The organism is Streptomyces sp. NPDC059092 (assembly GCF_042756365.1).
GTDB lineage: Bacteria > Actinomycetota > Actinomycetes > Streptomycetales > Streptomycetaceae > Streptomyces.
Genome location: NZ_JBHZEJ010000032.1, coordinates 61,814 through 84,631 on the forward strand (window position 1 = coordinate 61,814; position 22,818 = coordinate 84,631).

A 22,818-nucleotide genomic window follows, 5' to 3' on the forward strand; every position below is an offset into this window, starting at 1 on the left:
TCGGACCCGGGGAGCCCCGTCCGGCACGGGGCGGCTACTGGAACGGCCACGGCCACGGCTACGGGGCGGTCATACGACCGCGCCGCGGCCCGGGTCGTCGCTCTCGTCGTCGTCCGGGTCCATCCGCGCCACCAGCGTCGCGAAGCCGCCCAGGAAGCCGCCGACGCAGAGCGTGGTCAGCCACCACGTCATGTCCCAGCTCAGCAGGACAGCGACCAGCATCAGCACCGGGCCGCCGATCACCGCGAGCCAGGCGAACCTGGACGTCACGTCCGACTCGGGCAGCGGGGGCGGCTCCGGCGGGACGAAGTGGCCTTCCTCGTCGTCGGTGTCGTTGTCCCCCGGCTCCGCGAGCCGGTAGTCGCGCGGACCGCCGGCCCCGGGGAGGGCGATGCCCGGCCCGCCGACACCGGGCGCGAAGGTGATCGAGGAGCCCAGCGCGGACTTCCCGGACTCCGGGTCCTCGGCCCCGTCCTTCGCCGCGTTCGCTCCGTTCGATCCGTCTTCGTTCGTGCCCTCGTCGTTCGCCCCGGCCTCGGTCGCGGCCCCGGTCGCGTCCGCTGCCGAGGCCGGTGGCATCGGGGGCTTCAGCGGGCCCGGAGGCTCCGACGCCTTCTTCCCGGCGTCGGGACCGTCGAGGCCGTCAGTTCCGTCCGGCCCGTCAGCTCCGTCACGTCCGTCGGTTCCGGCGGGTCCCTCGGATCTGCCGGATCTGTTGAGGTCGAGTGCGTCCTGGCCGTCCGGCCCGGATCTCGTACCGTTCCGATCGCCCTCCAGCAGCGCGAGGTCCTCGACGGACTTGAACGGCTTGGCGCCCGGCGGATCCGCCGGCTCCTCGCCGTACCCGGCGACGATCGCCGCCCAGGCCGCCTCCTCGTCGATCGGCTGCGGTTCGCGGTTCGCGTCATGCTCAGCCACCGGTGGTGCTCCCCTTCTTCCCGACAGTCGGAGCGAGCCGGCCGATGAACGCGTGACTCTCCTCGAAAATCCGCTCCGCGTCATAGTCCAACGTCGCGACGTGGTAGCTCTGTTCCAGCAGGACCTCGCGAACATCCGCCGAGGAGACCCGGCCGAGGATCCTGGCCGAGTCGGCCGGGGGCACCACATGGTCCACCGCGCTGTGCAGCAGCAACAGCGGCTGGTTGACCCGGGGCAGCTCCCCGTCCACCAGCCGGAAGAAGTTCCGCAGCGAGTGCGCGCAGTGCAGCGGCACCCGGTCGTAACCGATCTCGGCGCTGCCCTCCTTGGCGATGTCGCTCGCCACCCCCTTGGTCGTCGCCACGAGATGGCGGACGGCCGGCAGCGCGTACGCCGCCGCCCCGTGCACCTTGATCCCCGGATTGACCACGACGACCCCGCTGACCGCCCGCCCGTGCTTCGCCGCCAGCCGCAGCGCCAGCGCCCCGCCCATCGACAGCCCCAGCACGAAGACCCGCTCGCACCGCTCCAACAGCTCCCGCAGAGCCCGGTCCACCTCCGCGTACCAGTCCTGCCACCCCGTGAGCCGCATGTCCTCCCAGCGCGTGCCGTGCCCCGGCAGCAGCGGCAGGGACACGGTCAGCCCCCGCGCGGCCAGATATTCGGCCCAGGGACGCAGCGACTGGGGGGAACCGGTGAATCCGTGACAGAGGAGGACGCCGACCTCGCCGCCCTCATGGCGGTACGGCTCGGCTCCAGGAAGGACCGGCACCAAAGGTCTCCTGTTCGTGAGGCTCGGAAACTCGGGAAGGGGTACGTGAAGGTGTACTTCACCGTACGCGACCGGACCGACACCGACCAGGTCCGTCCGCCCCTTCCCCCGGACCTCCCGGCACGCCCCGCGACCGGCCCCATGGAGGAGAGAGCGGGCACCCCACGGGTTAAGGTCTGTCCACAGCACACAGGAGGAATTCGAGTTGATCTACGGCGCAGTGAAGTTCTCCGTCGGAGGGTCGCTGAAGCTTGCCTTCAGGCCCTGGGTGGAGGGACTTGAGAACATTCCCGCCGAGGGGCCGGCGATCCTCGCGAGCAACCATCTCTCGTTCTCGGACTCGTTCTTCCTCCCGGCGGTGCTCGACCGCAAGGTCACCTTCATCGCGAAGGCGGAGTACTTCACCTCACCCGGGGTGAAGGGCAGACTCACCGCCGCCTTCTTCAAGGGCGTCGGACAGCTCCCCGTGGACCGCTCCGGCGGGCGCGGCGCGGGCGAGGCGGCGATCCAGAGCGGCATAAGGGTCCTGGAGAACGGCGAACTCTTCGGCATCTACCCCGAGGGCACCCGCTCGCCCGACGGCCGCCTCTACCGGGGCAAGCCCGGCGGCCTGGCCCGCGTGGCGCTCGCCACCGGGGCGCCCGTCATCCCCGTAGCCATGATCGACACCGAGAAGATCCAGCCGCCCGGCAAGGTCGTCCCCAAGCTGATGCGCCCGGGGATCAGGATCGGCAAGCCGCTGGACTTCACGCGCTACCAGGGCATGGAGGGCGACCGCTTCATCCTGCGGTCGGTCACCGACGAGGTGATGTACGAGATCATGAAGCTGGGCGGCCAGGAGTACGTGGACATCTACGCCACGGCGGCCAAGCGGCAGATCGCGGACGCGGCGAAGGCCGCGTCGCCCGCGGGCGGTTAGCGCGCACGGCGGGCCGTCGGCAGGGCACGCACCACCGGGCCGCAGGCGGCGGCCCGGTGGCCTGCGGCCCGGTGGCCGACGGTCGGCGGACGCCTACGGGAACGCCCACGGCAACGCCTGGGGGAAGGCAGGGGGGAAGCAGGGGACATGGCCAAGCGCGAGCGTGTGGTGCGGATGTCGGTCGAGCAGCCGCTGTGGCGCGCGCTGAGCGGCTACCGCGTCCTGACGATGGTCTACGCGGTGCTGCTCTTCGTCTTCGAACGCGCCCGCTTCGAACGCCCGTGGGTCGCCGCGTCCTTCCTCGCCGTCCTGGCCGTCTGGACGCTCGTCACGCTCCCCAAGGTCGCCAACGCGGAGAGCTGCACCAAGCGCTTCCTGGGCGCCGATCTCACCATCGGCCTCACCGGCATCCTGCTCACCCCGTTCGCCGACCTCCAGGCCCGCTCCGTCGACGGCCTGACCCTGCCGTCGATATGGGTCGCCGGATCGGTCCTCGCCTTCGCCGTCAAGGGCGGCTGGCGGTGGGCCGCCTTCGCGTCGACCTTCGTCGGCGCGGCCAATCTGATCGAGCGCGGCCACCCCACCCTGGACACCGTGCACAACGTGCTGCTCGTGTGGGTCGCCTCCATCGCCATCGGGTACGTCGTGGAGGTCGCCCGCGCCTCCGAGCGCACCCTCGCCCGCGCTCTGGAGATCGAGGCCGCCACCCGCGAACGGGAGCGCCTGGCCCGCGACATCCACGACAGCGTCCTCCAGGTCCTCGCCATGGTGCAGCGCCGCGGTACGGCGCTGGGCGGCGAGGCGGCCGAGCTGGGCCGGCTGGCGGGGGAGCAGGAGATCGCCCTGCGGACCCTGGTCTCCACCGGGCTGGTGCCCGCCTCGCGCCTCTCGGAGGACACCGGACGGGGCGCGGCCGTCCGCGGCGCCGACGACCCGGCCGACGGCGCCGGCCCGGCGACCGGGGGACCGGAGGAGGACGCCGGTTCCGGTCCGTGCGACCTGCGGACACTGCTCGCGCCGTACGCCGGCTCCCGGGTCACCTTCTCCGAGCCGGGCGCCCCCGTCGTCCTGGAGCCCGCCGCGGCCCGGGAGCTGGCGGCGGCCGTCGGCGCGGCCCTGGACAATGTGCGCAGACACGCGGGCGAGGACGCCCGCGCCTGGATCCTGGTCGAGGACTGGGGACAGGAAGTGATCGTGACCGTACGGGACGACGGCCCCGGCATCCCGGAGGGCCGGCTCGCGCAGGCGGAGGGGGAGGGGCGGCTCGGTGTCGCCCTCTCGATCCGCGGCCGGCTGCGGGACCTGGGCGGTACGGCCGAGTTGGTCTCGGTGCCGGGACAGGGCACGGAAGTCGAGTTGAAGGTTCCACGCGTGTCGGCGGAGTCACGGGGACGGGGAAAGACGGAGCGATGAGCGAGCGGCGGAGCACGACGGGCATGACGGACACCGCGGGCGGGGCGGCCGGACCGGGGACGGACGGCGGCAGCGGCGGGGACGGCGGCAAGGGGCCGATCCGGGTGATGGTGGTCGACGACCACCCGATGTGGCGCGACGCGGTCGCCCGCGACCTGGAGGCGGCGGGCTTCGATGTCGTCGCCACCGCCGGGGACGGCCCCCAGGCGGTGCGCCGGGCGCGGGCCACCATGCCGCGGGTGCTCGTCCTGGACCTCAACCTGCCGGGCATGCCCGGCGTCCAGGTCTGCAAGGAACTGGTCGGCTCCCTCGCCGGGCTGCGCGTCCTGGTGCTCTCCGCCAGCGGTGAGCACGCCGATGTGCTGGAGGCGGTCAAGTCCGGCGCCACCGGCTATCTGCTCAAGTCGGCCAGTACGGAGGAGTTGACCGACGCCGTGCGCCGCACCGCGGAGGGCGACCCGGTCTTCACCCCGGGCCTCGCGGGACTGGTGCTCGGGGAGTACCGCCGTCTCGCCTCGGAGCCCGCGCCGGCCGCCGCCGGCGAACCGAGGGCGCCCGAACTGACCGACCGCGAGACGGAGGTGCTGCGGCTGGTCGCCAAGGGCCTCTCGTACAAGCAGATCGCCGAGCGGCTGGTCATCTCGCACCGCACCGTGCAGAACCACGTCCAGAACACCCTCGGCAAGCTCCAACTCCACAACCGCGTCGAGCTGGTGCGGTACGCGATCGAGCGCGGACTCGACGACATCTGAGCCGCCCCGCGGGTCCCGGTACGGCGCCCGCCCGGCCTCCCGGCCTCGGCTCGTCGCGGTGCGGAGCCCGGTGGCGAGGAGCCGCCGGGCGGCCGGGCTCCCGTGAACCGGCCCGCCCGGCCTCCGGTCACCCCCGCCGTACCGCCGTCGTCACACCCGTCCCCGTTCCCGCCCCCGCCAGCAGCTCCGCCACGATCCCCGGGCCGTCCAGCGTCAGCACCGACTCCGGGTGGAACTGCACCGAGGCGAACCCCGCTCCCCGCAGGGCGTGCACCTCCCCGCTCGCCGCCTCCCGGCTCACCTCGACACCCCGCGCCGCGAGCCGCGCCGCCGCCGCGTCGTCGCACCGAGCGGTGAAGCTGTTGTAGAAGCCCACCGTCTCCTCCCGGCCGAACAGCTCGATCCGGGTCTGGAGGCCCTGGTACGGCGCCCGCTTGCGTACGGTCTCCAGCCCCAGCTCCGCCGCCAGCAGCTCATGCCCCAGACAGACCCCGAGCACCCCGTGGCGCCGGCCGCCGGGCGCGTCCAGCAACTCCGCCGCCAGCCCGCGCAGCAACCGCATCTTCGGGTCCGCCGTGTCCGCCGGGTCCCCGGGACCAGGGCCCAGCACCACCGGCCCCACCCCGTCAGCGTGCCCGAGCGCCGTCTCCCGCAGCCCCGCCTCGTCGTAGCGCCGTACGGTCACGGCCAGCCCCGAGGAGCGCAGGAGGTGCGCCAGCATCGCGGTGAAGGTGTCCTCGCCGTCGACGATCAGCGCGTGCCCCGACGGCGCCGCCGTGGTCTCCCGCATCCGCAGCCAGAACGGCGCGAGATCCGCGCGCCGCGCGTCCAGCGCCGCCCGTACCCGCGGATCGTCGGCGAGCCGGGGCCGCGCCGACTCCGCGCGCGGGCGCCCCGGACGTACCCCCAGCGCCGCCAGCACCCCCGCCGCCTTGGCGTGCGTCTCCGCCACCTCGCTCTCCGGCCGGGAGTGGCGTACGAGCGTGGCCCCGACCGGCACCCGCAGCGCGCCGTCGGCGTCGATGTCGGCGGTACGGATCAGGATCGGGGAGTCGAGGGTCTGGGCCCCGCCGGCGTCCCGCCCGAGGAGCGCGAGCGCGCCCGCGTAGTAGCCGCGCCCGCCCTCCTCGTGGCGCTCGATGACCCGGCAGGCGTTCTGCACCGGCGAGCCGGTGACCGTCGCCGCGAACATCGTCTCCCTCAGCACCTCGCGCACATCGAGCGAGGAGCGCCCGCGCAGCTCGTACTCGGTGTGCGCGAGATGGGACATCTCCTTGAGCCGGGGCCCGACCACCACCCCGCCCCGGTCCCCGACCGTGCACATCATCTTCAGCTCCTCGTCGACGACCATCGAGAGTTCGTCGGTCTCCTTGCGGTCGCCCAGGAACTCCAGCAGCGCCTCGGGTCCGGGGCTCCCGGCCGGATAGCGGAAGGTCCCGCTGATCGGGTTCATCACGACGGTTCCGCCGCTCATCCGGACATGCGCCTCGGGGCTGGCCCCCACGAGCGTGCGCCCGCCCGTGTGCACCAGGAACGTCCAGTACGCACCCTGTTCCCCGACGAGCAGCCGCCGGAAGAGCGCGAGGGCGTCGGCGCGGCCGAAGCCGGGGATCCGGCCCCCGAAGGTGCGGCGGATGACGAAGTTCGCGCCCTCGCCCCGGCCGATCTCCTCGTCGACGACCCGCCGCACGATCTCCGCGTACCGCTCGTCGTCGATGTCGAAGGCGCCGCCCTCGACCCGTACCGCGTGCGCGGGCAGCCGGTCGAGCACCTCGCCGAGGGGCAGCTCGTACGTCTCGTCCGCGACCAGCACGGCCAGCGGCGTCCCGTCGTCCCGTACGTCGAAGCCGCGCTCCCTGATCTGCCGGAACGGCACCAGGGCCAGCGCGGGGCGGTCGCCCGCCGGGAGATCCGCGAGCCGGTCCGCCTCGTGGACGGAGCCGATGAGCAGTTCGACGGTGTCGTGGTCCCGGCCGGGGGTGCGGCGGCGCAACAGGGCGAAGGGCGGGCAGTCGCCGTCCAGCAGCCGGTCGATCATGTCGATCATGGGCAGGCCGGTACGGGAGCCGGTACCGGTACGGGGGCCGGGCGCGGCGCCTGTGGCGGTGTTCATCTGCGGTGTTCCTTCCGGGGAGGGGGAGGAACGGCCCGCTTCCCCGGCCGGGAACCTGGCATCCGGACCTGGAGAACACCGAAGGCCGCCCCTCGGGCGGCCTTCGTGATTCGTGGTGCGCGCGTGAATCAGTGGACCGCCGGACGAGCGGGCCACCACCAGTTCTGATGCGATTGCGCGAGCATGGGGCGCAGAATACTGCATGCGCCGGGGGAGCGGTCTGTTCCACACTGTGAGCGCCGCGTCGGCCGGCGCGGTTGACCACGTAATCTGGAGCGCGTGACAGTGAACGCTGAGAACTCCGCCGAGCATGTGCCGTCCTGGCAAGATCTTCCCGCTGCGCAGCAGCCGGAGTATCCGGACCAGGAAGCCCTGGGTGAGGTCGTGGCCGAGCTGGAGACCTATCCGCCGCTGGTCTTCGCGGGCGAGTGCGACCAGCTGCGCGCCCGGCTGGCGGCCGTCGCCAAGGGGGAGGCGTTCCTGCTCCAGGGCGGTGACTGCGCCGAGGCGTTCGACGCCGTCTCCGCGGATCACATCAGGAACAAGCTGAAGACCCTCCTCCAGATGGGCGCGGTCCTCACGTACGCGGCGTCCGTGCCGGTGGTGAAGGTCGGCAGGATCGCCGGGCAGTACTCGAAGCCGCGCTCCAAGGGCACCGAGACCCGCGACGGCGTGACTCTGCCGACGTACCGGGGCGACTCGGTCAACGGCTTCGCCTTCGACGAGAAGTCCCGGATCCCCGACCCCGAGCGCCTCAAGCGGATGTACCACGCGTCCGCCGCGACGCTCAACCTGGTGCGCGCCTTCACCACCGGCGGCTACGCAGACCTGCGCCAGGTGCACGCCTGGAACCAGGACTTCGTGAAGTCGTCCCCGTCCGGCCAGCGTTACGAGCGGCTCGCCCGCGAGATCGACAACGCGCTGAACTTCATGAAGGCGGCGGGCACCGACCCGGCCGAGTTCCGCACCGTCGAGTTCTACGCCTCGCACGAGGCGCTGCTGCTGGACTACGAGTCGGCGCTGACCCGGGTCGACTCCCGGACCGGCGGGGTCTACGACGTGTCGGCCCACATGCTGTGGATCGGTGAGCGCACCCGCCAGCTCGACGGCGCGCACATCGAGTTCGCCTCGAAGATCAGGAACCCGATCGGGATCAAGCTCGGCCCGACGACCACCGTCGACGATGCGCTGACCTACATCGACCGGCTCGACCCGGACCGCGAGCCGGGCCGACTGACCTTCATCGTCCGGATGGGCGCCGACAAGGTCAGGGACAAGCTCCCCGAGCTGGTCGAGAAGGTGACCGCCTCCGGTGCCACGGTGGCCTGGGTGACGGACCCGATGCACGGCAACACCTTCGAGGCGGCCTCGGGCCACAAGACCCGCCGCTTCGACGACGTGCTCGACGAGGTCAAGGGCTTCTTCGAGGTCCACAAGGCGCTCGGCACGCACCCGGGCGGTATCCATGTCGAGCTGACCGGTGACGATGTCACGGAGTGCGTGGGCGGCGGCGACGAGATCTTCGTCGACGATCTGCACCAGCGCTACGAGACGGCCTGCGACCCGCGGCTCAACCGCAGCCAGTCGCTGGACCTGGCCTTCCTGGTCGCGGAGATGTACCGGGACCAGTAGCGGAAACACGACACCGGTGGGGCGCGGATCGCATGTGATCCGTGCCCCACCGGTGCGTTCCGGACTTTTCCGAACCGGACCTGGCGGGTAAGGTTAGGTTAGCCTCACCGACCTGGTCGGGGGTGGCTCCAGTCAGGAACGGAACGATCCCGCCGGGGAGGTGAACCGCGTGTACGTCTGCTCATGTTTCGGGATCACCGAGACACAGGTGAGGGAGCACGCGGCAGCCGGTGCGTGCACGCCCCGCCAGATCGCGTCGGCCAGCAAGGCCGGCACCGACTGCGGCTCGTGCGTACGGCAGATCCAGTCGCTCCTGGGGCGCGGCGGATGCCCACGGCGTGAGCTGGTGGAGCAGGGCCCTCCCGCCCTCGGGGAGGCCGGCACCCCGGCCGCGCCCGGAGAGGGCGGCACCCCGGCTGTCGTCACCGCCGTCCCGGCGGTACTGCCCGAAGCGGCGTGATTCCGAGCCGTCCGGCTTGTGCGACCCGGGTCCGGATCAGCTGTCCGGCTGCTCGATGAGCTGGGCGATGTAGAGCGGCTCGCCCAATTTCTCGATCAGCTCCAGTTGGGTGTCGAGATAGTCGATGTGATGCTCCTCGTCCTCCAGGATCGATTCGAAGATGCCCTTGGACGTGTGGTCGCCCTTGGAACGCATCACATCGATTCCGCGCTTGAGGCGGTCGATCGCCTCCACCTCGACCTGCCGGTCCGCCTGGAACATCTCGGTGACCGTCTGACCGACCCGTACGTGGAAGAGCCGCTGGTAGTTCGGCAGTCCCTCCAGGAACAGCAGCCGGTCGGTGAGGAGTTCGGCGTGCTTCATCTCGTCGAACGACTCGGCCCTGGTGTACTTGGCGAGCTTCGTCCAGCCGAAGTTCTCCTGCATTTTCGAGTGGAGAAAGTACTGGTTGATCGCGGTCAGTTCGGCGGTCAACTGCTCATTGAGGAATTCAATGACCTCGGGGTCGCCCTGCATCGCGCAGACTCCTTCCAAGCCGGTGACGGAGCAGAATGCGCGCATCCTCGCACCGTGATCAGGAAGCCGTCCAGTAAGTGCACGCTTAGTAGGAGTTGCCGGAATCGACGTGTACCTGGTCATCACCACCCCTCCCGGTCTGTCACCATGGAAGGCATGGGTCAGCCGGAGAGCCGGGAGCGCCGGGAGCCGGAAGAGTCCGGGCTACCGCCAGGGCAGCGGCTGCAGCGTGGCTGGCCGGTCACCCATTACGGGCCCGTACCGAAGTTCCGGCAGGAACGCTGGGAGTTCCGGGTCTTCGGCGCCACGGCCGACGGCGACAAACACTGCTGGAACCACGAGGAGTTCTCGGCTCTGCCCTTCTCCACCGTGGTCGCGGATCTGCACTGCGTCACAAAATTCAGCATGGTGGGGGCCGAATGGGGCGGGGTGCCCGCCCGTACGATCGTGGAACTCGCACCGCCGGCGCCGAACGTCACGCATGTGATGGTCTGGGCCGAGTACGGCTTCAGCTCGAATCTCCGGCTCGCGGACTTCGTCTCCGACCGCACGATCTTCGCCACCCACAAGGACGGCGAATTGCTCACCGCCGAACACGGATTTCCGGTGCGGCTCGTCGTCCCCCAGCTCTACGCCTGGAAGGGCCCCAAATGGGTCCGCGGCGTGGAATACATGACCGCCGACCGCCGGGGCTTCTGGGAGGAACGCGGCTACCACAATGTCGGCGACCCCTGGTCCGAGCAGCGCTACTCCTACCAGGAGGTCCCGGGCGACGGCCCGGAGCTGTGACGGAACGCGAGCCTCGCGGGCCGGTGGCCCAGTCGTCGTCGCTCAGCCGTCGCTCAGCCGTCGCGCAGCTTCTTCAGCCGTGCCACATCCGCCGCGTGCCCTTCCTTGCCGCCCGGTGTCTCGATCACCAGCGGTACGCTCGCGGTCGCCGGGTGGGAGAACAGCTCGCGGAACGGCTCCTCCCCGATGTGGCCCGCGCCGATGTTCTCGTGCCGGTCCTTGTGCGCGCCCGCCACGTCCTTGGAGTCGTTGGCGTGGATCAGCCTGAGCCGGCCCTCGCCGACCGTGTCCACCAGTAGATCCAGGGTCTGCCGCATCCCGTGCGGTCCGGCCAGATCGTGGCCCGCCGCGAAGATGTGGCAGGTGTCCAGGCAGATCCCCAGCTTCGGGTGGGAGTCCAGCGCCTCGAAGTACGGGCCGAAGTCCCAGGTCCGCGAGCAGAGCGAGAAGCCCTGCCCCGCCGTCGACTCCAGCAGCAGGAACGGGTCGTCGTCATGGGTCAGCTCGTCCAGGAGCGGCAGCATCCGCTCCCGTACCTGCGCGAGCGCCACCTCGCGCGGCCGGCCGCCGGTCGCGGACCCGGTGTGCACGACCACACCCGGCGCACCGATCTCCCGCGCCCGCCGCAGACTGTGGCGCAGCGACTCCACGGACTTCTCGGCGGTCGCCTCCGTGTGCGAGCCGAAGTTGATCAGATAGGGGGCGTGGACGTACGCGGGCATCCCCGTCGCCTCGCAGGCGGCGCGGAACCGCTCGTCCTGCGCCGGATTCCCGGCGGGTGTCGCCCAGCCGCGCGGATTGGCCACGAAGACCTGCACGGTCTCCGCGCCCAGTTCGCGCGCGTACGCCAGACCGGTGGTGGCGAGCCCGCCGGCCACGGGGACATGGCCGCCGACAGGGTTGCGCATCTGCTTCTAGAGTCCCTTGGCCTTGAGGGTGATGGTGGAGCCCTCGGGGGCCTGCTCGCCGCCGGCGACGGACTGCTCGCCCACCGTGTCCCCGAGGAACGGGAAGCTCCGTTCGACCTTGACCTCGAAGCCCGCGCCTTCCAGTGCCTTCCTCGCGTCATCGGTCTTCTGTCCGGTCACATCCGGTACGGAGACCATCCGCGGGCCCTTGGAGACCGTCAGCGTGACCGTGTCGCCCTGGGCGAGGCGAGTCCCCTCCGCAGCGGACTGCCGGGCGATCGTGCCCTCGTCCTGCGCCGAGTTCACCCGCGCGGGGGCGATCTTCACCGTGAGCCCCGCGTCCTTCAGCTCGGAGGTGGCGCCGTCCACGGACTCGCCGGTCACATCCGGCATGTCGATGGCGGCGCCCTTGCTGACCAGCAGCGCGACCCCCGAATCGGGCCGTACGTCGGCTCCCGCCTCTGGCGTGGAGCTGATGACCGCGCCCTGGGCGACGTCCTCGTCGAACTCCCGCTTGACGAGCCCGGCGGCCAGCCCGGCCTTCTTCAGGGCGGACCGCGCCTCGGGCAGCGTCCGGCCCGTCAGGTCGGGGACCTGGACGATCTTCGGGCCCCGGGAGATGACCAGCGTCACGGGACCGCTGCCCCGGACCCGGGAGCGGGGCTCCGGATCCGTCCCCATGACCGTGCCCCGGTCGAAGCTCTCGCTGAAGTCCCGGGTGACCTTCGCGTCGAGTCCTTCGTCGCCGAGCCGCTTGCGCGCTTCCTTCTCCGTCTGCCCGAGCAGTGAGGGCACCCGTGTGAACTGGCCTGAGTTGATGTACCAGACGCCCGTGCCCACCCCGAACACCAGCAGCACGGCGACGAGCGCCGCGAGCACGCCCCGCGACGGCAGGCCACGGCCCCGGCCGGCCCCGCCGCGGGGGCGGGCGGGCGGCGGGGCGGCGTCCGAGGGCTCCATCTCCAGCCTGCTCGTGTGGCGCCCCGGGTCGTCGTCCGGCTCCTCGACGGGCCGGATCCGGGGGATCACCGCCGTACGTCCGTCCGAGCCGTCCTCCGTCTCGGGCCTCGCCTGCGGCGGTACGGCGTCGAGCTGCGCGTCGGTGAGCGCCGCGCGGGCCGCCCGGGTCAGCGCCAGCAGCGCGACCGCGTCGAGCGGCCGCTCCTCGGGGTCGCGCGCGGTGGCCGCCGCGACCAGCCTGTCCAGCTCGGGGGCGAGCCCGGGAACGGCGGCGGACGGGGCGGGGACGTCCTCGTTCAGATGGCGGTAGAGAACCTGCGCCGGGGTGTCCCCGGAGTGCGGCTTGGCGCCGGTCAGCATCTCGTGCAGGACGATCCCGCACGCGTACACGTCGACCCGGGTGTCGGACGTGCCGTGCTCGATCTGCTCCGGCGCGAGGTACGAGACCGTGCCGAGGACGGTCCCGGTGGTGTTGGTCACGTCACCTATGCCTCTGACGAGCCCGAAGTCGGCGACCTTGACCCGGCCGTCGTCCCCTATCAGCACGTTCTCCGGCTTCATGTCCCGGTGGACGAACCCGGCCCGGTGCGCGGCGCCGAGCGCGGCGAGCACGGGCTCCAGGATGTCCAGCGCGGCCCGCGGGCGCAGCGCCCCGCGCTGCCGTACGACATCGCGCAGGGTGCACCCCGCGACGTACTCCATCGCCAGGTAGACGTACGCGCCCTCCGCGCCCTGGTCGAAGACCCCGACCACATTGGGGTGCGCCAGTCGCGCCACGGACTTGGCCTCGCGGATGAAACGCTCCACGAAGGAGACGTCCGCCGCGAGCGCCGGATGCATCACCTTGAGCGCCAGGACCCGGTCGAGCCGGGTGTCCATGGCCCGGTAGACCGTGGCCATGCCGCCGACCGCGATCCGCGCGTCGACGCGGTAGCGGCCGTCGAGCACCTGCCCGACGATGGGGTCCTGAAGGGTCGTATCCACGCTGGTGAGTCTACGAGCCGCCGCTGACACTCCCGAAGCCCCGGGTCGGACCGGGCACAGGACTGAAGCCGAGCTGTGACAGGCCCCCGGAAACGGCGGTACGCGCCGGTCGGCGGGGCCGCGGCGGGTCCGGGCCGGGGCTTGGGGCGTGCTTGGGGCGGGCCGCCGCGTGCCCGCCGGTCGGCCAACGGCCGGCCGCCGGTCAGAAGGCGGGCCGCTCCGGGTCGAGCGCCGCCACCCCGTCCAGCGGCGAGGACGCCTCCGCGAAGTGGCGCCGCGGGATCCGGCCCGCACGCCGCGCCAGCCGGCCCGCCGTCACCGCGTGCCGCATCGCCTCGGCCATCAGCACCGGTTCCTGCGCGCGGGTGACCGCGGACGCCAGCATCACCGCCGCGCACCCCAGCTCCATCGCGAGCGCCGCGTCCGACGCGGTGCCCGCGCCCGCGTCCAGGATCACCGGGACCCGGGCGCGCTCCACGATGAGCTGGAAGTTGTGCGGATTGCGGATGCCCAGTCCGGAGCCGATGGGCGAGCCCAGCGGCATGATCGCGGCGCACCCCACGTCCTCCAGCTTCGCCGCGAGGACCGGGTCGTCGTTGGTGTACGGCAGGACCGTGAAACCGTCGTCCACCAGCGTTTCCGCGGCATCCAGCAGCTCGACCGGATCGGGCAGCAAGGTGCGCTCGTCCGCGACCACCTCCAGCTTGATCCACTCCGTGCCGAGCGCCTCGCGGGCGAGCCGGGCGGTCAGGACGGCCTCACCGGCGGTGAAACAGCCCGCCGTGTTGGGCAGCGGACGGATGCCCAGCGCGTTCAGCACGGAGAGCACGGAGCCCTGCACGGTGGGGTCGAGCCGGCGCATCGCGACCGTGGTCAGTTCGGTGCCGGAGGCGATCAGCGAACGTTCGAGGACGTCGAGGCTGGGCGCCCCGCCCGTCCCCATGATCAGCCGGGAGGCGAAGGTGGTGGAGCCGATGGTGAGCAGGTCGTCGGCCATGCCGGTCAGCCTCCCTGGACAGCGGTGAGGACTTCCACCCGGTCGCCGTCGCTCAGCGCGGTACCGGACCAGCGGGTACGGGGGACCACTGTCTCGTTGACGGCGGCGGCCACCCCGGAGCGCGCCGGAGTGAGGGTCGCGACGACGGTGTCGAGCGTGGTCGCGGCGGCGAACTCGCGTGGCTCGCCGTTGACGGAGACGTACATCACGGCGGTGTTCATACGGACTGCTCCAGGGATGCGGACGGAGAAGGGGTCGCGGTAGGGAAGCCGGCCGCGTGGGGTGAGCCGGTCGCGGTGGGGGACGCGGACGCGCCGGATGAGCCGGACGCGGCACGGGTGAAGCGCAGCGGGGTGAAGGGCGCGGCCCCGGGCGGAAGTTCACCGGTCGTCAGGACCGTCGCCAGCACGTCACCGGTGACCGGCGTCAGCAGCACCCCGTTGCGGTGGTGGCCGGTGGCCAGCGACAGCCCCGGCAGCACGGTCGGCCCGAGCAGCGGCGCGTTGTCCGGCGAGCAGGGGCGCAGCCCCGCACGGGTCTCGGTGAGCGGCAGTTCGGTGATGCCGGGCACCAGCTCGTGCGCGTCGCGCAGCAGCTCGTACACCCCGCCCGCCGTGACCGTCGTGTCCCAGCCCAGCTCCTCGCTGGTCGCGCCGATGACCAGCTCGCCGTTCTCGCGCGGCACGAGATAGACCTGGGAGCCGCGCACCACGGCCCGTACCGTCCGGGACAGGAAGGGCGCGTACGGACGGGGCACCGCCAGGCGCAGGACCTGCCCCTTGACCGGCCGTACGGGCGGCACCGCCTCCGCGGGGACGCCCGCCAGCGAGCCGCTGAGGCTGCCGCCCGCCAGCACCACCCGGTCGGCGCTCAGCTCGTGGCCGTCGGCCAGGAAGGCGCCGGCGGCCCGGTCCCGTACGACGGAGAGCCGCCGCGCCCAGGCGCGGTGGAAGACCACCCCGGCCCGTTCGCAGGCGCTGAGGAGCGCCGCCGCGAGCCGGCGCGGATCGATCTGGTGGTCGCCGTCGACCCGCAGACCACCACGTACGCCCGGCGCGAGCATCGGCTCCAGGCGCCGGCATTCGCGCCCAGTGAGCCACTCGGACGTCAGCCCCGAGCGCACCTGGAGGGCGTGCAGCTCACGGAGCTGGGCCCGGTCGTCGGAGTCCAGCGCCACGGCGAGCGTGCCGCACGCGCGGTAGCCGGTGTCCCGGCCGCTCGCCTCCTCCAGCTCCTCGACGAACGCGGGATACCGCTCGGCGGAGGCGAGGTTGAGGCCGAGCAGGGTCTGCTCGCCGTGGTGGAGTTCGGTGACGGCGGCCAGCATGCCCGCCGCGACGCGCGCCGCGCCGCCGCCAGGATCGGGGTCGGCGACGGCGGTACGCAGCCCGCGCTGCGCCGCCCGCCAAGCCGTGACCAGGCCGATGATCCCGCCCCCGACGACGAGGACGTCGTACCCCGTAGGGGATGGGGAAACGGCCCGCCGTGTTCCGTGGGGCGGTTCTTCCCGAGGTGACCGCCGAGGTCGCGGTTGGGATGACTGCATGGGCGTCCAGCCCCTCCCTTCGCCGGCATGACCCGGATCAGGTTCGTACGGTCGGAGGCCGCTCCAGCCTCCCTCTCAGCCCGGTGCGTCCGGACTCCCGCGAGGTAGTGTCGACGGCCAGCCTAACGCGCGGTGTGCGGCACGGTAAGGGAGCGCCGCTGGTGGCCCGTTCATGGGACGGACTCGTCCTCCCGGCGGTCCCGCCACCTTGAAGCGGCCCGGGCCCCGCGCCGCTCTAAGGTGACCGGGTGAGCGAACAGCGGCAGGAACACGGACAGGACGGGCGGGCGGATGGGCCCGGGGTGGTCGTCGTCGGCGCGGGCATGGCGGGCGTACAGACCGCCGTGGCCCTGCGCGAGAAGGGGTACGAGGGCCGGATCACCCTGATCGGTGAGGAACCGCACCCGCCCTACGACCGGCCCCCGCTCTCCAAGGCCGTGCTCCTCGGCCAGGCCGACGGATCGGCCTTCGACATCGACTTCGAAGCTCTCGCCGTCGACCTCGTAGTGGGCCGCAAGGCCACCGGGCTGCGCCCGTCCGCCCGGGAGATCGACACCACCGCCGGGCCCGTCCCGTACGACGTGCTGGTCATCGCCACCGGGGCCGAGGCCGCCGTACTGCCCGGCACGCAGGGGGTACCAGGCGTCCATCCGCTGCGCACGCTCGACGACGCCGAGCGGCTGCGCCCGGTGCTGGAGCGGCGGCAGCGGGTCGTGGTCGTGGGCGCCGGGTGGATCGGGGCGGAGTTCACCACCGCCGCCCGTGAGGCCGGATGCGCCGTGACGGTCGTGGAGGCTGCCGACCGGCCGCTCCCCGGCGCCCTGCCGGCCGAGGTCGCCGCCCCCATGACCGGCTGGTACGCGAAGAGCGGCGCCACGCTGCTGACACACGCGCGGGTGGCCGGCGTCGAGCAGGGCGAGGTCGTCCTCGCCGACGGCCGCCGGCTCCCCGCCGACGCGGTGGTGGTCGGCATCGGCGCTCGGCCCGCGACGGCCTGGCTCGCGGGCTCGGGCATCGCGCTGGGCGCGGACGGCTCGGTCACCGCGGACGAGCGGCTGCGCACCTCGCTGCCCGACGTGTACGCGGTCGGTGACTGTGCGTCCTTCCCGTCGGCGCGCTACGGCGAACGGCTGCTCGTCCACCACTGGGACAACGCGCTCCAGGGCCCGCTCACGGTGGCCGCGCAGGCCGTCGGCGAGACCGACCGGGTCTACGATCCCGTGCCGTACTTCTGGTCGGAGCAGTTCGGCCGGTTCGTCCAGTACGCGGGCCACCAGGCGGCGGCCGACACCCTGGTGCGGCGCGGCGACCCGGCGGGAGCGGCCTGGTCGGCGGTCTGGCTGCGTGACGGTGTCCTGGTGGCGCTGCTGGCTGTCGGGAGACCCCGTGACCTGGCGCAGGGCCGCAAGCTGATCGAGGCGGGGAGGCGCCTCGACCCGGGGCTGACGGCCGACCCGGCGGTACCGCTGCGCAAGGCGGCGCTCTGACTTTCCGTGCGATCGGACCGTCCCCGGGGGCCGTTACGGCCCGTTTTTGCCCCGTCCGGAGTGGCTCGGGGTGCCCAGTGTCGGTCCGGGATGGCAGGCTTGTCCTGTGACCGAGATTGACGCAAAGATCGATGCTCTCGTCCCCGCCTGGCTCCACCTGCCCGATATCGCCGAAATGTTCGATATTGAGGTGACGCGCGTGCGGCAGTTGGTGAAGGACGGCCAGCTCATCGCGGTGCGCCGGGGTGAGAACAGGGCGCTCCAGGTGCCCGCGGCCTTCATCGACGGCAACAAGGTCGTCAAGGGCCTGGCCGGGACCCTGACGCTCCTGAGGGACGACCACTTCACCGACGAAGAGATGCTTGAGTGGCTCTTCACCCCCGACCCGAGCCTGCCCGGCACCCCCGCGCAGGCGCTCAGCGAGAACCGCGGTACGGAGGTGAAGCGCCGGGCCCAGGCGCTCGCCGTCTGACGGCCTCGTCCTCCGTGGCCGGGCGGCCTCGTCGCGGCCCGGCCACGGAGGCGATGCGGATCCGAGGCACAGACCCACGACGCGGAACCACGACGCAGAACCACGACGCAGAACCAACGGGGGGACCTTCCGATGCCCACGCCCCATGAGGCGCTGTCCGACGCCCGGCTCTACCTGTGCGTGGACGCCCGTAAGCGGCAGGGGGACCTCTCCGCGTTCCTCGACGCCGTGCTGGCCTCCGGCGTGGACATCGTGCAGCTCCGTGACAAGGGCATGGAAGCGGCCGAGGAGCTGGACCACCTCCAGGTCTTCGCCGACGCCTGCCGTCGCCACGGCAGGCTGCTCGCGGTGAACGACCGTGCCGATGTGGCGCACGCCATCGACTCCGACGTGCTCCACCTCGGCCAGGGTGACCTGCCCGTCCCGGCGGCCCGTGCCATCCTCGGCACCGCCCCGCTGATCGGCCGGTCCACCCACGCGCGCGCCGAGGTGGACGCGGCGGTCGCCGAGCCCGGCGTGGACTACTTCTGTACGGGCCCCTGCTGGCCCACTCCCACCAAGCCGGGCCGCCACGCCCCGGGGCTCGATCTGGTGCGGTACGCGGCGGCGAGCGGCACGGACCGCCCGTGGTTCGCGATCGGCGGGATCGACGCGGGCAACCTGGACGAGGTACTGGACGCCGGGGCCCGCAGGGTCGTCGTCGTACGGGCGATCACGGAGGCCGACGACCCGGCCGGCGCGACGGCGGCCCTGGCCGAGCGGATACGGGAGCGCGCCTCCTGACCCGGGGGGCCTCCTGACCCGGCGCGCACCCTGAACCGTGTCGTGCCGCACCGGTGTCGTGCCGCACCGGTGTCGTGCCGCACCGGTGTCGTGCCGCACCGGTGTCGTGCCGCACCGGTGTCGTGCCGCACCGGTGTCGAGCCGGCCCGTGTCGTGTCCGAGGGGTGGACATGACTCCGGGCAATACCGTTAAAAGACCCACGTTCGGTTGGGTGGTCGCCACACCCTCGATAACCTGCACATATGGCCCTTGGCACAGCTTCGACCCGATCGGATCACGCGCGTACGGTGCGTGATCTGCTCGCGACCGGAAAAACCTCGTACTCCTTCGAGTTCTGGGCGCCCAAGACCGAGAAGGGCGAGCGGAACCTCTGGAACGCGCTGCGCAGAGTCGAGGCGGTCGCCCCGAGCTTCGTCTCCGTGACCTACGGGGCGGGCGGTTCCACCCGGGAGGGCACGGTCAGGGCCACGCAGCGGATCGCCTCCGACACGACCCTCACCCCCGTCGCGCACCTCACGGCCGTGGACCAGTCCGTCGCCGAGCTGCGCAACATGGTCGGGCAGTACGCCGACGCCGGGATCCGCAACATCCTCGCCGTACGGGGCGACCCGCCCGGCGACCCGATGGGAGAGTGGGTCGAACACCCCCAGGGCGTCCGGTACGCCGCCGATCTGGTCAGGCTCATCAAGGAGTCCGGGGACTTCTGCGTCGGTGTGGCAGCCTTTCCCGAGATGCATCCGCGCTCGGCCGACCGGGACACCGACATCCGGCACTTCGTCGCCAAGTGCCGGGCCGGCGCCGACTACGCGATCACCCAGATGTTCTTTGACCCGGAGGGCTATCTGCGGCTCCGCGACCGGGTCGCCGCCGCGGGTTGCGCGACCCCCATCATTCCCGAGATCATGCCGGTCACCAGTGTGAAGATGCTGGAGCGATTGCCCCAGCTCTCCACAGCGGTCTTCCCGGCGGAGCTGAAAGAGCGGATCCTCTCCGTCAAGGACGATCCGGTCGCTGTACGCTCCATTGGCATCGAGTTCGCGACGGAGTTCTGCGCCGGACTGCTGTCCGAAGGCGTACCGGGCCTCCACTTCATCACACTCAACAATTCCACGGCGACGCTCGAAATCTACGAGAATCTCGGACTGCACGAGCAGTCGTGACTAGGGGCGGGCATGGGCTGGACGGTCCTCTACATCGCATTCGGCATCGTTGCTCTCTGGCTGCTGGCGGAGGTGCTGCTCCAGTACAAGGCGCGGCTGCGCTGGCGGATGCTCGCCTTCACCGGGTTCATGGGTGTCGTGCTCGGTGTGCTGATCCCGTCAGTTCCCGTCATCGTGCTCGGCACCATCGCCTTCGCGGTCGGCCAGACGTATGTGACGCTCTCCTTCCGCAGCGGCTTCTCGACGGGGTGGGCCATCGGCGGCAGGCCGGGGGCGAGCCGCCGCCGCAAGGCCGTCGGCGAGCCGGCCGCCGACCGCGAACCCGCCCTTGAGGTCTCGGACCTGGAGTACGAGCCGGCGGCGCGGGTGGCCGGTCAGGCGTCGGTGTACGCGACGGAACCGCTGCCCGACGACACCGGGCAGTACGGCGTCTACGACGACGCCGTCCAGGACGCACACACCGCCTCGCACGCTGCTTCCCACGCGAACGCGTCCACGGACCCGGCCGACTCGGGCGGGTACGGCGGCGGTTACGACGCACACCCCGGCTACGGGACGCGGCAGGCCGGCCACGACGCCTACGCGGCACACGATCCCTACGCCCCGCACGACGCGTACCCGGCCCAGGACTTGTACGCCGGGCAGAGCGGCTACGCGACGCAGGACACCTACGCCGCGAGCCAGGACGGCTACGGCTACGGGTCCGGCGACCAGCAGTACGCCGCCTACGCCGACCCGTACGGCGGCGGCGCGGCCAACAGCGGCCAGCAGTACGAGGCGTACGACAGCTTCGGAGGCCGGCAGCAGTACGCGGCGCCGTACGGAGACCGCACCGACCAGCAGGGGTACGGCAACGACACCCCGCCGGGCGGGGTGTGGGTCCCGCAGCAGCGCGAGCGCCAGGACGATCAGTTCCCCCCGGCGCAGGGCGAGAAGCCCCAGCAGGGATACGACGCGGGCTCCGGCTACAACGACCAGTACCGCTACTGACCGCCGGTAAGGCCATCGGCCCACCAGGACCGCTACCGACCGCCTGCGTTCCTCACGCCGGCGCGGCGCACGTCACGCTCACCGCGAGCCCCGGAACTCCGCGCCCTCGACGATCAGTCCGGCGACCAGCGACCCCGACATCCCCGCGTGGGCGAGCCCGCCGCCCGGGTGCGCCCAGCCGCCCGCCCGGTAGAGCCCCGGCAGCAGTGTGGTGTTCGCGGGGTGCAGCAGTGCCCCGGCCGCCCCGGCCAGCGCCGGCGCCGGGACCGCGCCGCCCTCCGCCCCGGTCCGCGCCGCCGTGTCGGCGGGCGTCCGCACCTCGTGCCACAACAGGCGCTCCGGCAGCCCGGGGAGGGCAGCCTCCGCCGCCGCCATCAGCACCTCCGCGTACCGTGCGCGCAGCGCCGTGTCGGACCAGTCGACCGGGCCGTGCGGCGCGACGGTCGCGGTGAGCGTCACCGCCTCGTGCCCGTTGTCGGGGCGCGTCGCCGCGTCGTCGGGCCGCAGCACCGTGACCGTCGGCCGCTCGGCCGGGCGTCCGCCGAAGACCGCGGCGGCCTCGGCCGCGCCGTCCGGGGCGTGCACCACCGTGCGGTGCACCGCGTCCCCGTCCCGGCCACCGCGCAGCGCCAGCAGCACCGTGAACCGCCCGGGCACCGTCCCGCCACGCCGCTCCCGTACGGCCCCGGAGTCCTTTGCTGATCCGTCCCCCACGCTGTCGAGATCCCGGGCGACGAGCCGTCCCGCCGCGACCCCCGCCACCACCGCGTCGGCCGCCACGAGCGTGCCGTCCGCCAGCTCCACACCGGCCGCCGCGCCGCCCTTCTCGACGATCCGCGTCACCTCGGCACCGAAGACGAACTCCACCTTGCGGGCCAGACACCGCTCGTACACCGCACGGGCCAATTCCCGCATGCCGCCCCGCACATACCAACTGCCGAAGGTCTGCTCCAGATACGGCAGCACCGCGGCGGACGCCGGGGCGTGCGCCGGATCAAGCCCGTACGACAGGGCGCAGCCGTCCAGCAGGGCCGCCAGCCTTGGGTCACGCAGCTCCCAGGCGCCGATCTCCGCGACCGTGGCGGCCTGCCGGGCACCGCGCAGCAACCGGCGCTGCCGCACCGCCGGATACGGATCGCGCCCGAGGGCCCGCGGGTCGCTCCCCAGCGGCTCCTCCAGCAGCGGTCTGCGCGAGCGGTCCCAGGCATCCCTGGCCCGGCCGAGGAAATCCGCCCACCGCTCGCCGGCGCCCGCGCCCAGCGCCGCGTCCAGCGCGGCGACGGCGCCCGCGCGCGACGCGTTCGGCAGCCGTACGTCCGTACCGTCGGCGAAGAGATGCCGGCTCGCCGGGTCCACCTGGTCGAGCCCCACGCTCCGCTCCAGGGACTCCTTGCCGGTCTTCACGAACAGATCGCGGTACACCGCCGGAAGGTGCAGCAGCCCGGGGCCGGTGTCGAAGACGAACCCGTCCCGCTCGAACCGGTCCACCGCCCCGCCGTAGGTCGTGGAGCGTTCGTACACCGTCACCCGGTGGCCCGCCACGGCCAGCCGGGCAGCCGCGGCCATGGCGCCCATCCCGGCGCCGACCATCACCATTCGTCCCATGCCGGAAAGACTATCCAGTGCCACCGACAGCCCGGTTCCGCGCTCTGCGCCGCGGGGAGCCGCGGATCCTGGTGGCCAGGAAGAGCACCGTCGCGACCCCCGCCACCAACAGGGGCCCCGCGATGACCGAGGCGGCGACCGGACGGAACAGCGCGAAGGCGACGATCCCGGCGACGCCCAGGCCCTCCGCCGTACTGACCAGAACGTTGCTCACGCGCTCGGGGGAGGCGTTGACGCCGCCGGCCCAGCCGCTCGTGAAGATCAGGGGGAGTACGGACACGGGCGGGACCGTAGCCGGGCGGCGGGGAGTGGGGAGGAGTACGGAGGCGTGAGTACGCGTACTCAGTGGGCGAGTTGAGTAGGGGCGCGGATGGGCCGCGACCTGCGCGAACGGAAGAGTGGAGCCCACGGAAGGGGCGCGGCACCGGTACCGCCGGCACGGGGCGGCGGAACGGGTGCGGCATCCCGGACGTGACGGGGGTGCGGAACGGAGGGCCCGGCGACCACGGGGGATCCACCAAGGATCGGTGGAGGCGGGCTCTCCGGCACCACGCACGGGGGAACGGGGTGGGCACCAGGGGGGGGCAGGTCAGGGGGCGACGGGGGAACGGGGGGAAACGGGGAACGGGGGGAACGGGGGC

At 72.4% G+C, this 22,818-nt stretch carries 22 protein-coding genes and 1 riboswitch; of the genes, 11 read left to right on the top strand and 11 right to left on the bottom strand.

The features are described 5' to 3' along the window. Positions 1 to 69 precede the first annotated feature (69 nt). Together ACFXPL_RS20005 and ACFXPL_RS20010 are read right to left on the bottom strand one after the other, a co-directional pair. Positions 70 to 918 (bottom strand): hypothetical protein, encoded by an 849-nt coding sequence (locus ACFXPL_RS20005; protein ID WP_384920883.1) that lies wholly within the window; start codon positions 916 to 918, stop codon positions 70 to 72. After that, positions 911 to 1,690 (bottom strand): alpha/beta hydrolase, encoded by a 780-nt coding sequence (locus tag ACFXPL_RS20010; RefSeq protein ID WP_384920886.1) that lies wholly within the window; start codon positions 1,688 to 1,690, stop codon positions 911 to 913. Before ACFXPL_RS20010 ends, ACFXPL_RS20005 begins: the two co-directional genes overlap by 8 nt. 205 nt (positions 1,691 to 1,895) lie before the next feature. Here ACFXPL_RS20010 and ACFXPL_RS20015 point away from each other — a divergent pair, with 205 nt between their 5' ends. The 3 genes from ACFXPL_RS20015 to ACFXPL_RS20025 all read left to right on the top strand — a co-directional run bounded on the left by ACFXPL_RS20015 (position 1,896) and on the right by ACFXPL_RS20025 (position 4,774). Further along, positions 1,896 to 2,609 (top strand): lysophospholipid acyltransferase family protein, encoded by a 714-nt coding sequence (locus tag ACFXPL_RS20015; RefSeq protein ID WP_384920889.1) that lies wholly within the window; start codon positions 1,896 to 1,898, stop codon positions 2,607 to 2,609. 147 nt (positions 2,610 to 2,756) lie between these two features. After that, positions 2,757 to 4,022 (top strand): MacS family sensor histidine kinase, encoded by a 1,266-nt coding sequence (macS, locus tag ACFXPL_RS20020; protein ID WP_384920892.1) that lies wholly within the window; start codon positions 2,757 to 2,759, stop codon positions 4,020 to 4,022. A gap of 23 nt (positions 4,023 to 4,045) precedes the next feature. Next, positions 4,046 to 4,774 (top strand): response regulator, encoded by a 729-nt coding sequence (locus ACFXPL_RS20025; protein WP_384920947.1) that lies wholly within the window; start codon positions 4,046 to 4,048, stop codon positions 4,772 to 4,774. 127 nt (positions 4,775 to 4,901) lie between these two features. Here the strand turns inward: ACFXPL_RS20025 and ACFXPL_RS20030 are convergent, their stop codons facing one another. Next, positions 4,902 to 6,821 (bottom strand): anthranilate synthase family protein, encoded by a 1,920-nt coding sequence (locus tag ACFXPL_RS20030; RefSeq protein ID WP_384920949.1) that lies wholly within the window; start codon positions 6,819 to 6,821, stop codon positions 4,902 to 4,904. Positions 6,822 to 7,166: 345 nt separating this feature from the next. Here ACFXPL_RS20030 and ACFXPL_RS20035 point away from each other — a divergent pair, with 345 nt between their 5' ends. Both ACFXPL_RS20035 and ACFXPL_RS20040 read left to right on the top strand, forming a co-directional pair. After that, complete coding sequence (locus ACFXPL_RS20035; RefSeq protein WP_384920895.1) at positions 7,167 to 8,519, top strand: class II 3-deoxy-7-phosphoheptulonate synthase; 1,353 nt, start codon at positions 7,167 to 7,169, stop codon at positions 8,517 to 8,519. A 169-nt stretch (positions 8,520 to 8,688) separates the two neighbouring features. Then, a complete protein-coding gene (locus ACFXPL_RS20040) occupies positions 8,689 to 8,979 on the top strand; it encodes a bacterioferritin-associated ferredoxin (protein WP_384920898.1) in 291 nt (96 codons plus the stop codon). A gap of 36 nt (positions 8,980 to 9,015) precedes the next feature. Here ACFXPL_RS20040 and bfr read toward each other — a convergent pair whose 3' ends face one another. Further along, positions 9,016 to 9,495 (bottom strand): bacterioferritin, encoded by a 480-nt coding sequence (gene bfr / locus ACFXPL_RS20045; protein WP_382888602.1) that lies wholly within the window; start codon positions 9,493 to 9,495, stop codon positions 9,016 to 9,018. Between the two features lie 156 nt (positions 9,496 to 9,651). On the opposite strand from bfr, the gene ACFXPL_RS20050 reads away from it, so the two are divergent. After that, a complete protein-coding gene (locus ACFXPL_RS20050; RefSeq protein ID WP_384920902.1) occupies positions 9,652 to 10,284 on the top strand; it encodes a sulfite oxidase-like oxidoreductase in 633 nt (210 codons plus the stop codon). A gap of 53 nt (positions 10,285 to 10,337) precedes the next feature. Here ACFXPL_RS20050 and ACFXPL_RS20055 read toward each other — a convergent pair whose 3' ends face one another. The 5 genes from ACFXPL_RS20055 to thiO all read right to left on the bottom strand — a co-directional run bounded on the left by ACFXPL_RS20055 (position 10,338) and on the right by thiO (position 15,679). Continuing rightward, complete coding sequence (locus ACFXPL_RS20055) at positions 10,338 to 11,192, bottom strand: deoxyribonuclease IV (RefSeq protein WP_384920905.1); 855 nt, start codon at positions 11,190 to 11,192, stop codon at positions 10,338 to 10,340. Positions 11,193 to 11,198: 6 nt separating this feature from the next. Continuing rightward, positions 11,199 to 13,136 carry a Stk1 family PASTA domain-containing Ser/Thr kinase gene (gene pknB, locus ACFXPL_RS20060; protein WP_384920908.1) on the bottom strand — a complete coding sequence of 646 codons (1,938 nt, stop codon included), beginning with the start codon at positions 13,134 to 13,136 and terminating at the stop codon, positions 11,199 to 11,201. A gap of 202 nt (positions 13,137 to 13,338) precedes the next feature. Further along, complete coding sequence (locus ACFXPL_RS20065; protein ID WP_384920911.1) at positions 13,339 to 14,133, bottom strand: thiazole synthase; 795 nt, start codon at positions 14,131 to 14,133, stop codon at positions 13,339 to 13,341. Positions 14,134 to 14,138: 5 nt separating this feature from the next. Continuing rightward, positions 14,139 to 14,339, bottom strand: a complete 201-nt coding sequence (gene thiS, locus ACFXPL_RS20070) for a sulfur carrier protein ThiS (protein ID WP_384920952.1) — start codon at positions 14,337 to 14,339, stop codon at positions 14,139 to 14,141. An 11-nt stretch (positions 14,340 to 14,350) separates the two neighbouring features. Beyond that, positions 14,351 to 15,679 carry a glycine oxidase ThiO gene (gene thiO, locus ACFXPL_RS20075; RefSeq protein WP_384920913.1) on the bottom strand — a complete coding sequence of 443 codons (1,329 nt, stop codon included), beginning with the start codon at positions 15,677 to 15,679 and terminating at the stop codon, positions 14,351 to 14,353. Then, positions 15,677 to 15,790: riboswitch (TPP riboswitch) on the bottom strand. (Overlaps the previous gene by 3 nt.) A 137-nt stretch (positions 15,791 to 15,927) precedes the next feature. Here thiO and ACFXPL_RS20080 point away from each other — a divergent pair. The 5 genes from ACFXPL_RS20080 to ACFXPL_RS20100 all read left to right on the top strand — a co-directional run bounded on the left by ACFXPL_RS20080 (position 15,928) and on the right by ACFXPL_RS20100 (position 20,572). Continuing rightward, positions 15,928 to 17,166: an NAD(P)/FAD-dependent oxidoreductase gene (locus ACFXPL_RS20080; RefSeq protein WP_384920915.1), complete on the top strand. Its 1,239-nt coding sequence runs from the start codon at positions 15,928 to 15,930 to the stop codon at positions 17,164 to 17,166. A gap of 106 nt (positions 17,167 to 17,272) precedes the next feature. Then, positions 17,273 to 17,638, top strand: coding sequence for an Rv2175c family DNA-binding protein (locus ACFXPL_RS20085; RefSeq protein WP_384920918.1), 366 nt, complete (start codon positions 17,273 to 17,275; stop codon positions 17,636 to 17,638). Between the two features lie 132 nt (positions 17,639 to 17,770). Beyond that, positions 17,771 to 18,421 carry a thiamine phosphate synthase gene (gene thiE, locus ACFXPL_RS20090; protein ID WP_384920921.1) on the top strand — a complete coding sequence of 217 codons (651 nt, stop codon included), beginning with the start codon at positions 17,771 to 17,773 and terminating at the stop codon, positions 18,419 to 18,421. A gap of 243 nt (positions 18,422 to 18,664) precedes the next feature. Beyond that, a complete protein-coding gene (gene metF / locus ACFXPL_RS20095) occupies positions 18,665 to 19,582 on the top strand; it encodes a methylenetetrahydrofolate reductase [NAD(P)H] (RefSeq protein ID WP_384920924.1) in 918 nt (305 codons plus the stop codon). A gap of 12 nt (positions 19,583 to 19,594) precedes the next feature. After that, entirely contained in the window at positions 19,595 to 20,572 is a 978-nt protein-coding gene (locus tag ACFXPL_RS20100) for a hypothetical protein (protein ID WP_384920927.1), read from the top strand. A gap of 78 nt (positions 20,573 to 20,650) precedes the next feature. Here the strand turns inward: ACFXPL_RS20100 and ACFXPL_RS20105 are convergent, their stop codons facing one another. Next, the gene (locus ACFXPL_RS20105) at positions 20,651 to 22,162 is read right to left on the bottom strand and encodes a phytoene desaturase family protein (protein WP_384920955.1); all 1,512 of its coding nucleotides are present in this window, start codon (positions 22,160 to 22,162) and stop codon (positions 20,651 to 20,653) included. 25 nt (positions 22,163 to 22,187) lie between these two features. Then, positions 22,188 to 22,457: a DUF4126 domain-containing protein gene (locus ACFXPL_RS20110; protein ID WP_384920930.1), complete on the bottom strand. Its 270-nt coding sequence runs from the start codon at positions 22,455 to 22,457 to the stop codon at positions 22,188 to 22,190. Positions 22,458 to 22,818: the final 361 nt, after the last annotated feature.

Coding starts and splice junctions, on each gene's coding strand:
- thiS (WP_384920952.1), bottom strand. CDS start 14,339: ATGTACGTCTCCGTCAACGGCGAGCCACGCGAGTTCGCCGCCGCGACC.
- ACFXPL_RS20100 (WP_384920927.1), top strand. CDS start 19,595: ATGGGCTGGACGGTCCTCTACATCGCATTCGGCATCGTTGCTCTCTGG.
- macS (WP_384920892.1), top strand. CDS start 2,757: ATGGCCAAGCGCGAGCGTGTGGTGCGGATGTCGGTCGAGCAGCCGCTG.
- thiO (WP_384920913.1), bottom strand. CDS start 15,679: ATGCAGTCATCCCAACCGCGACCTCGGCGGTCACCTCGGGAAGAACCG.
- metF (WP_384920924.1), top strand. CDS start 18,665: ATGGCCCTTGGCACAGCTTCGACCCGATCGGATCACGCGCGTACGGTG.
- ACFXPL_RS20050 (WP_384920902.1), top strand. CDS start 9,652: ATGGGTCAGCCGGAGAGCCGGGAGCGCCGGGAGCCGGAAGAGTCCGGG.
- thiE (WP_384920921.1), top strand. CDS start 17,771: ATGCCCACGCCCCATGAGGCGCTGTCCGACGCCCGGCTCTACCTGTGC.
- ACFXPL_RS20055 (WP_384920905.1), bottom strand. CDS start 11,192: ATGCGCAACCCTGTCGGCGGCCATGTCCCCGTGGCCGGCGGGCTCGCC.
- bfr (WP_382888602.1), bottom strand. CDS start 9,495: ATGCAGGGCGACCCCGAGGTCATTGAATTCCTCAATGAGCAGTTGACC.
- ACFXPL_RS20105 (WP_384920955.1), bottom strand. CDS start 22,162: ATGGTCGGCGCCGGGATGGGCGCCATGGCCGCGGCTGCCCGGCTGGCC.
- ACFXPL_RS20025 (WP_384920947.1), top strand. CDS start 4,046: ATGACGGACACCGCGGGCGGGGCGGCCGGACCGGGGACGGACGGCGGC.
- ACFXPL_RS20065 (WP_384920911.1), bottom strand. CDS start 14,133: ATGGCCGACGACCTGCTCACCATCGGCTCCACCACCTTCGCCTCCCGG.
- ACFXPL_RS20030 (WP_384920949.1), bottom strand. CDS start 6,821: ATGATCGACATGATCGACCGGCTGCTGGACGGCGACTGCCCGCCCTTC.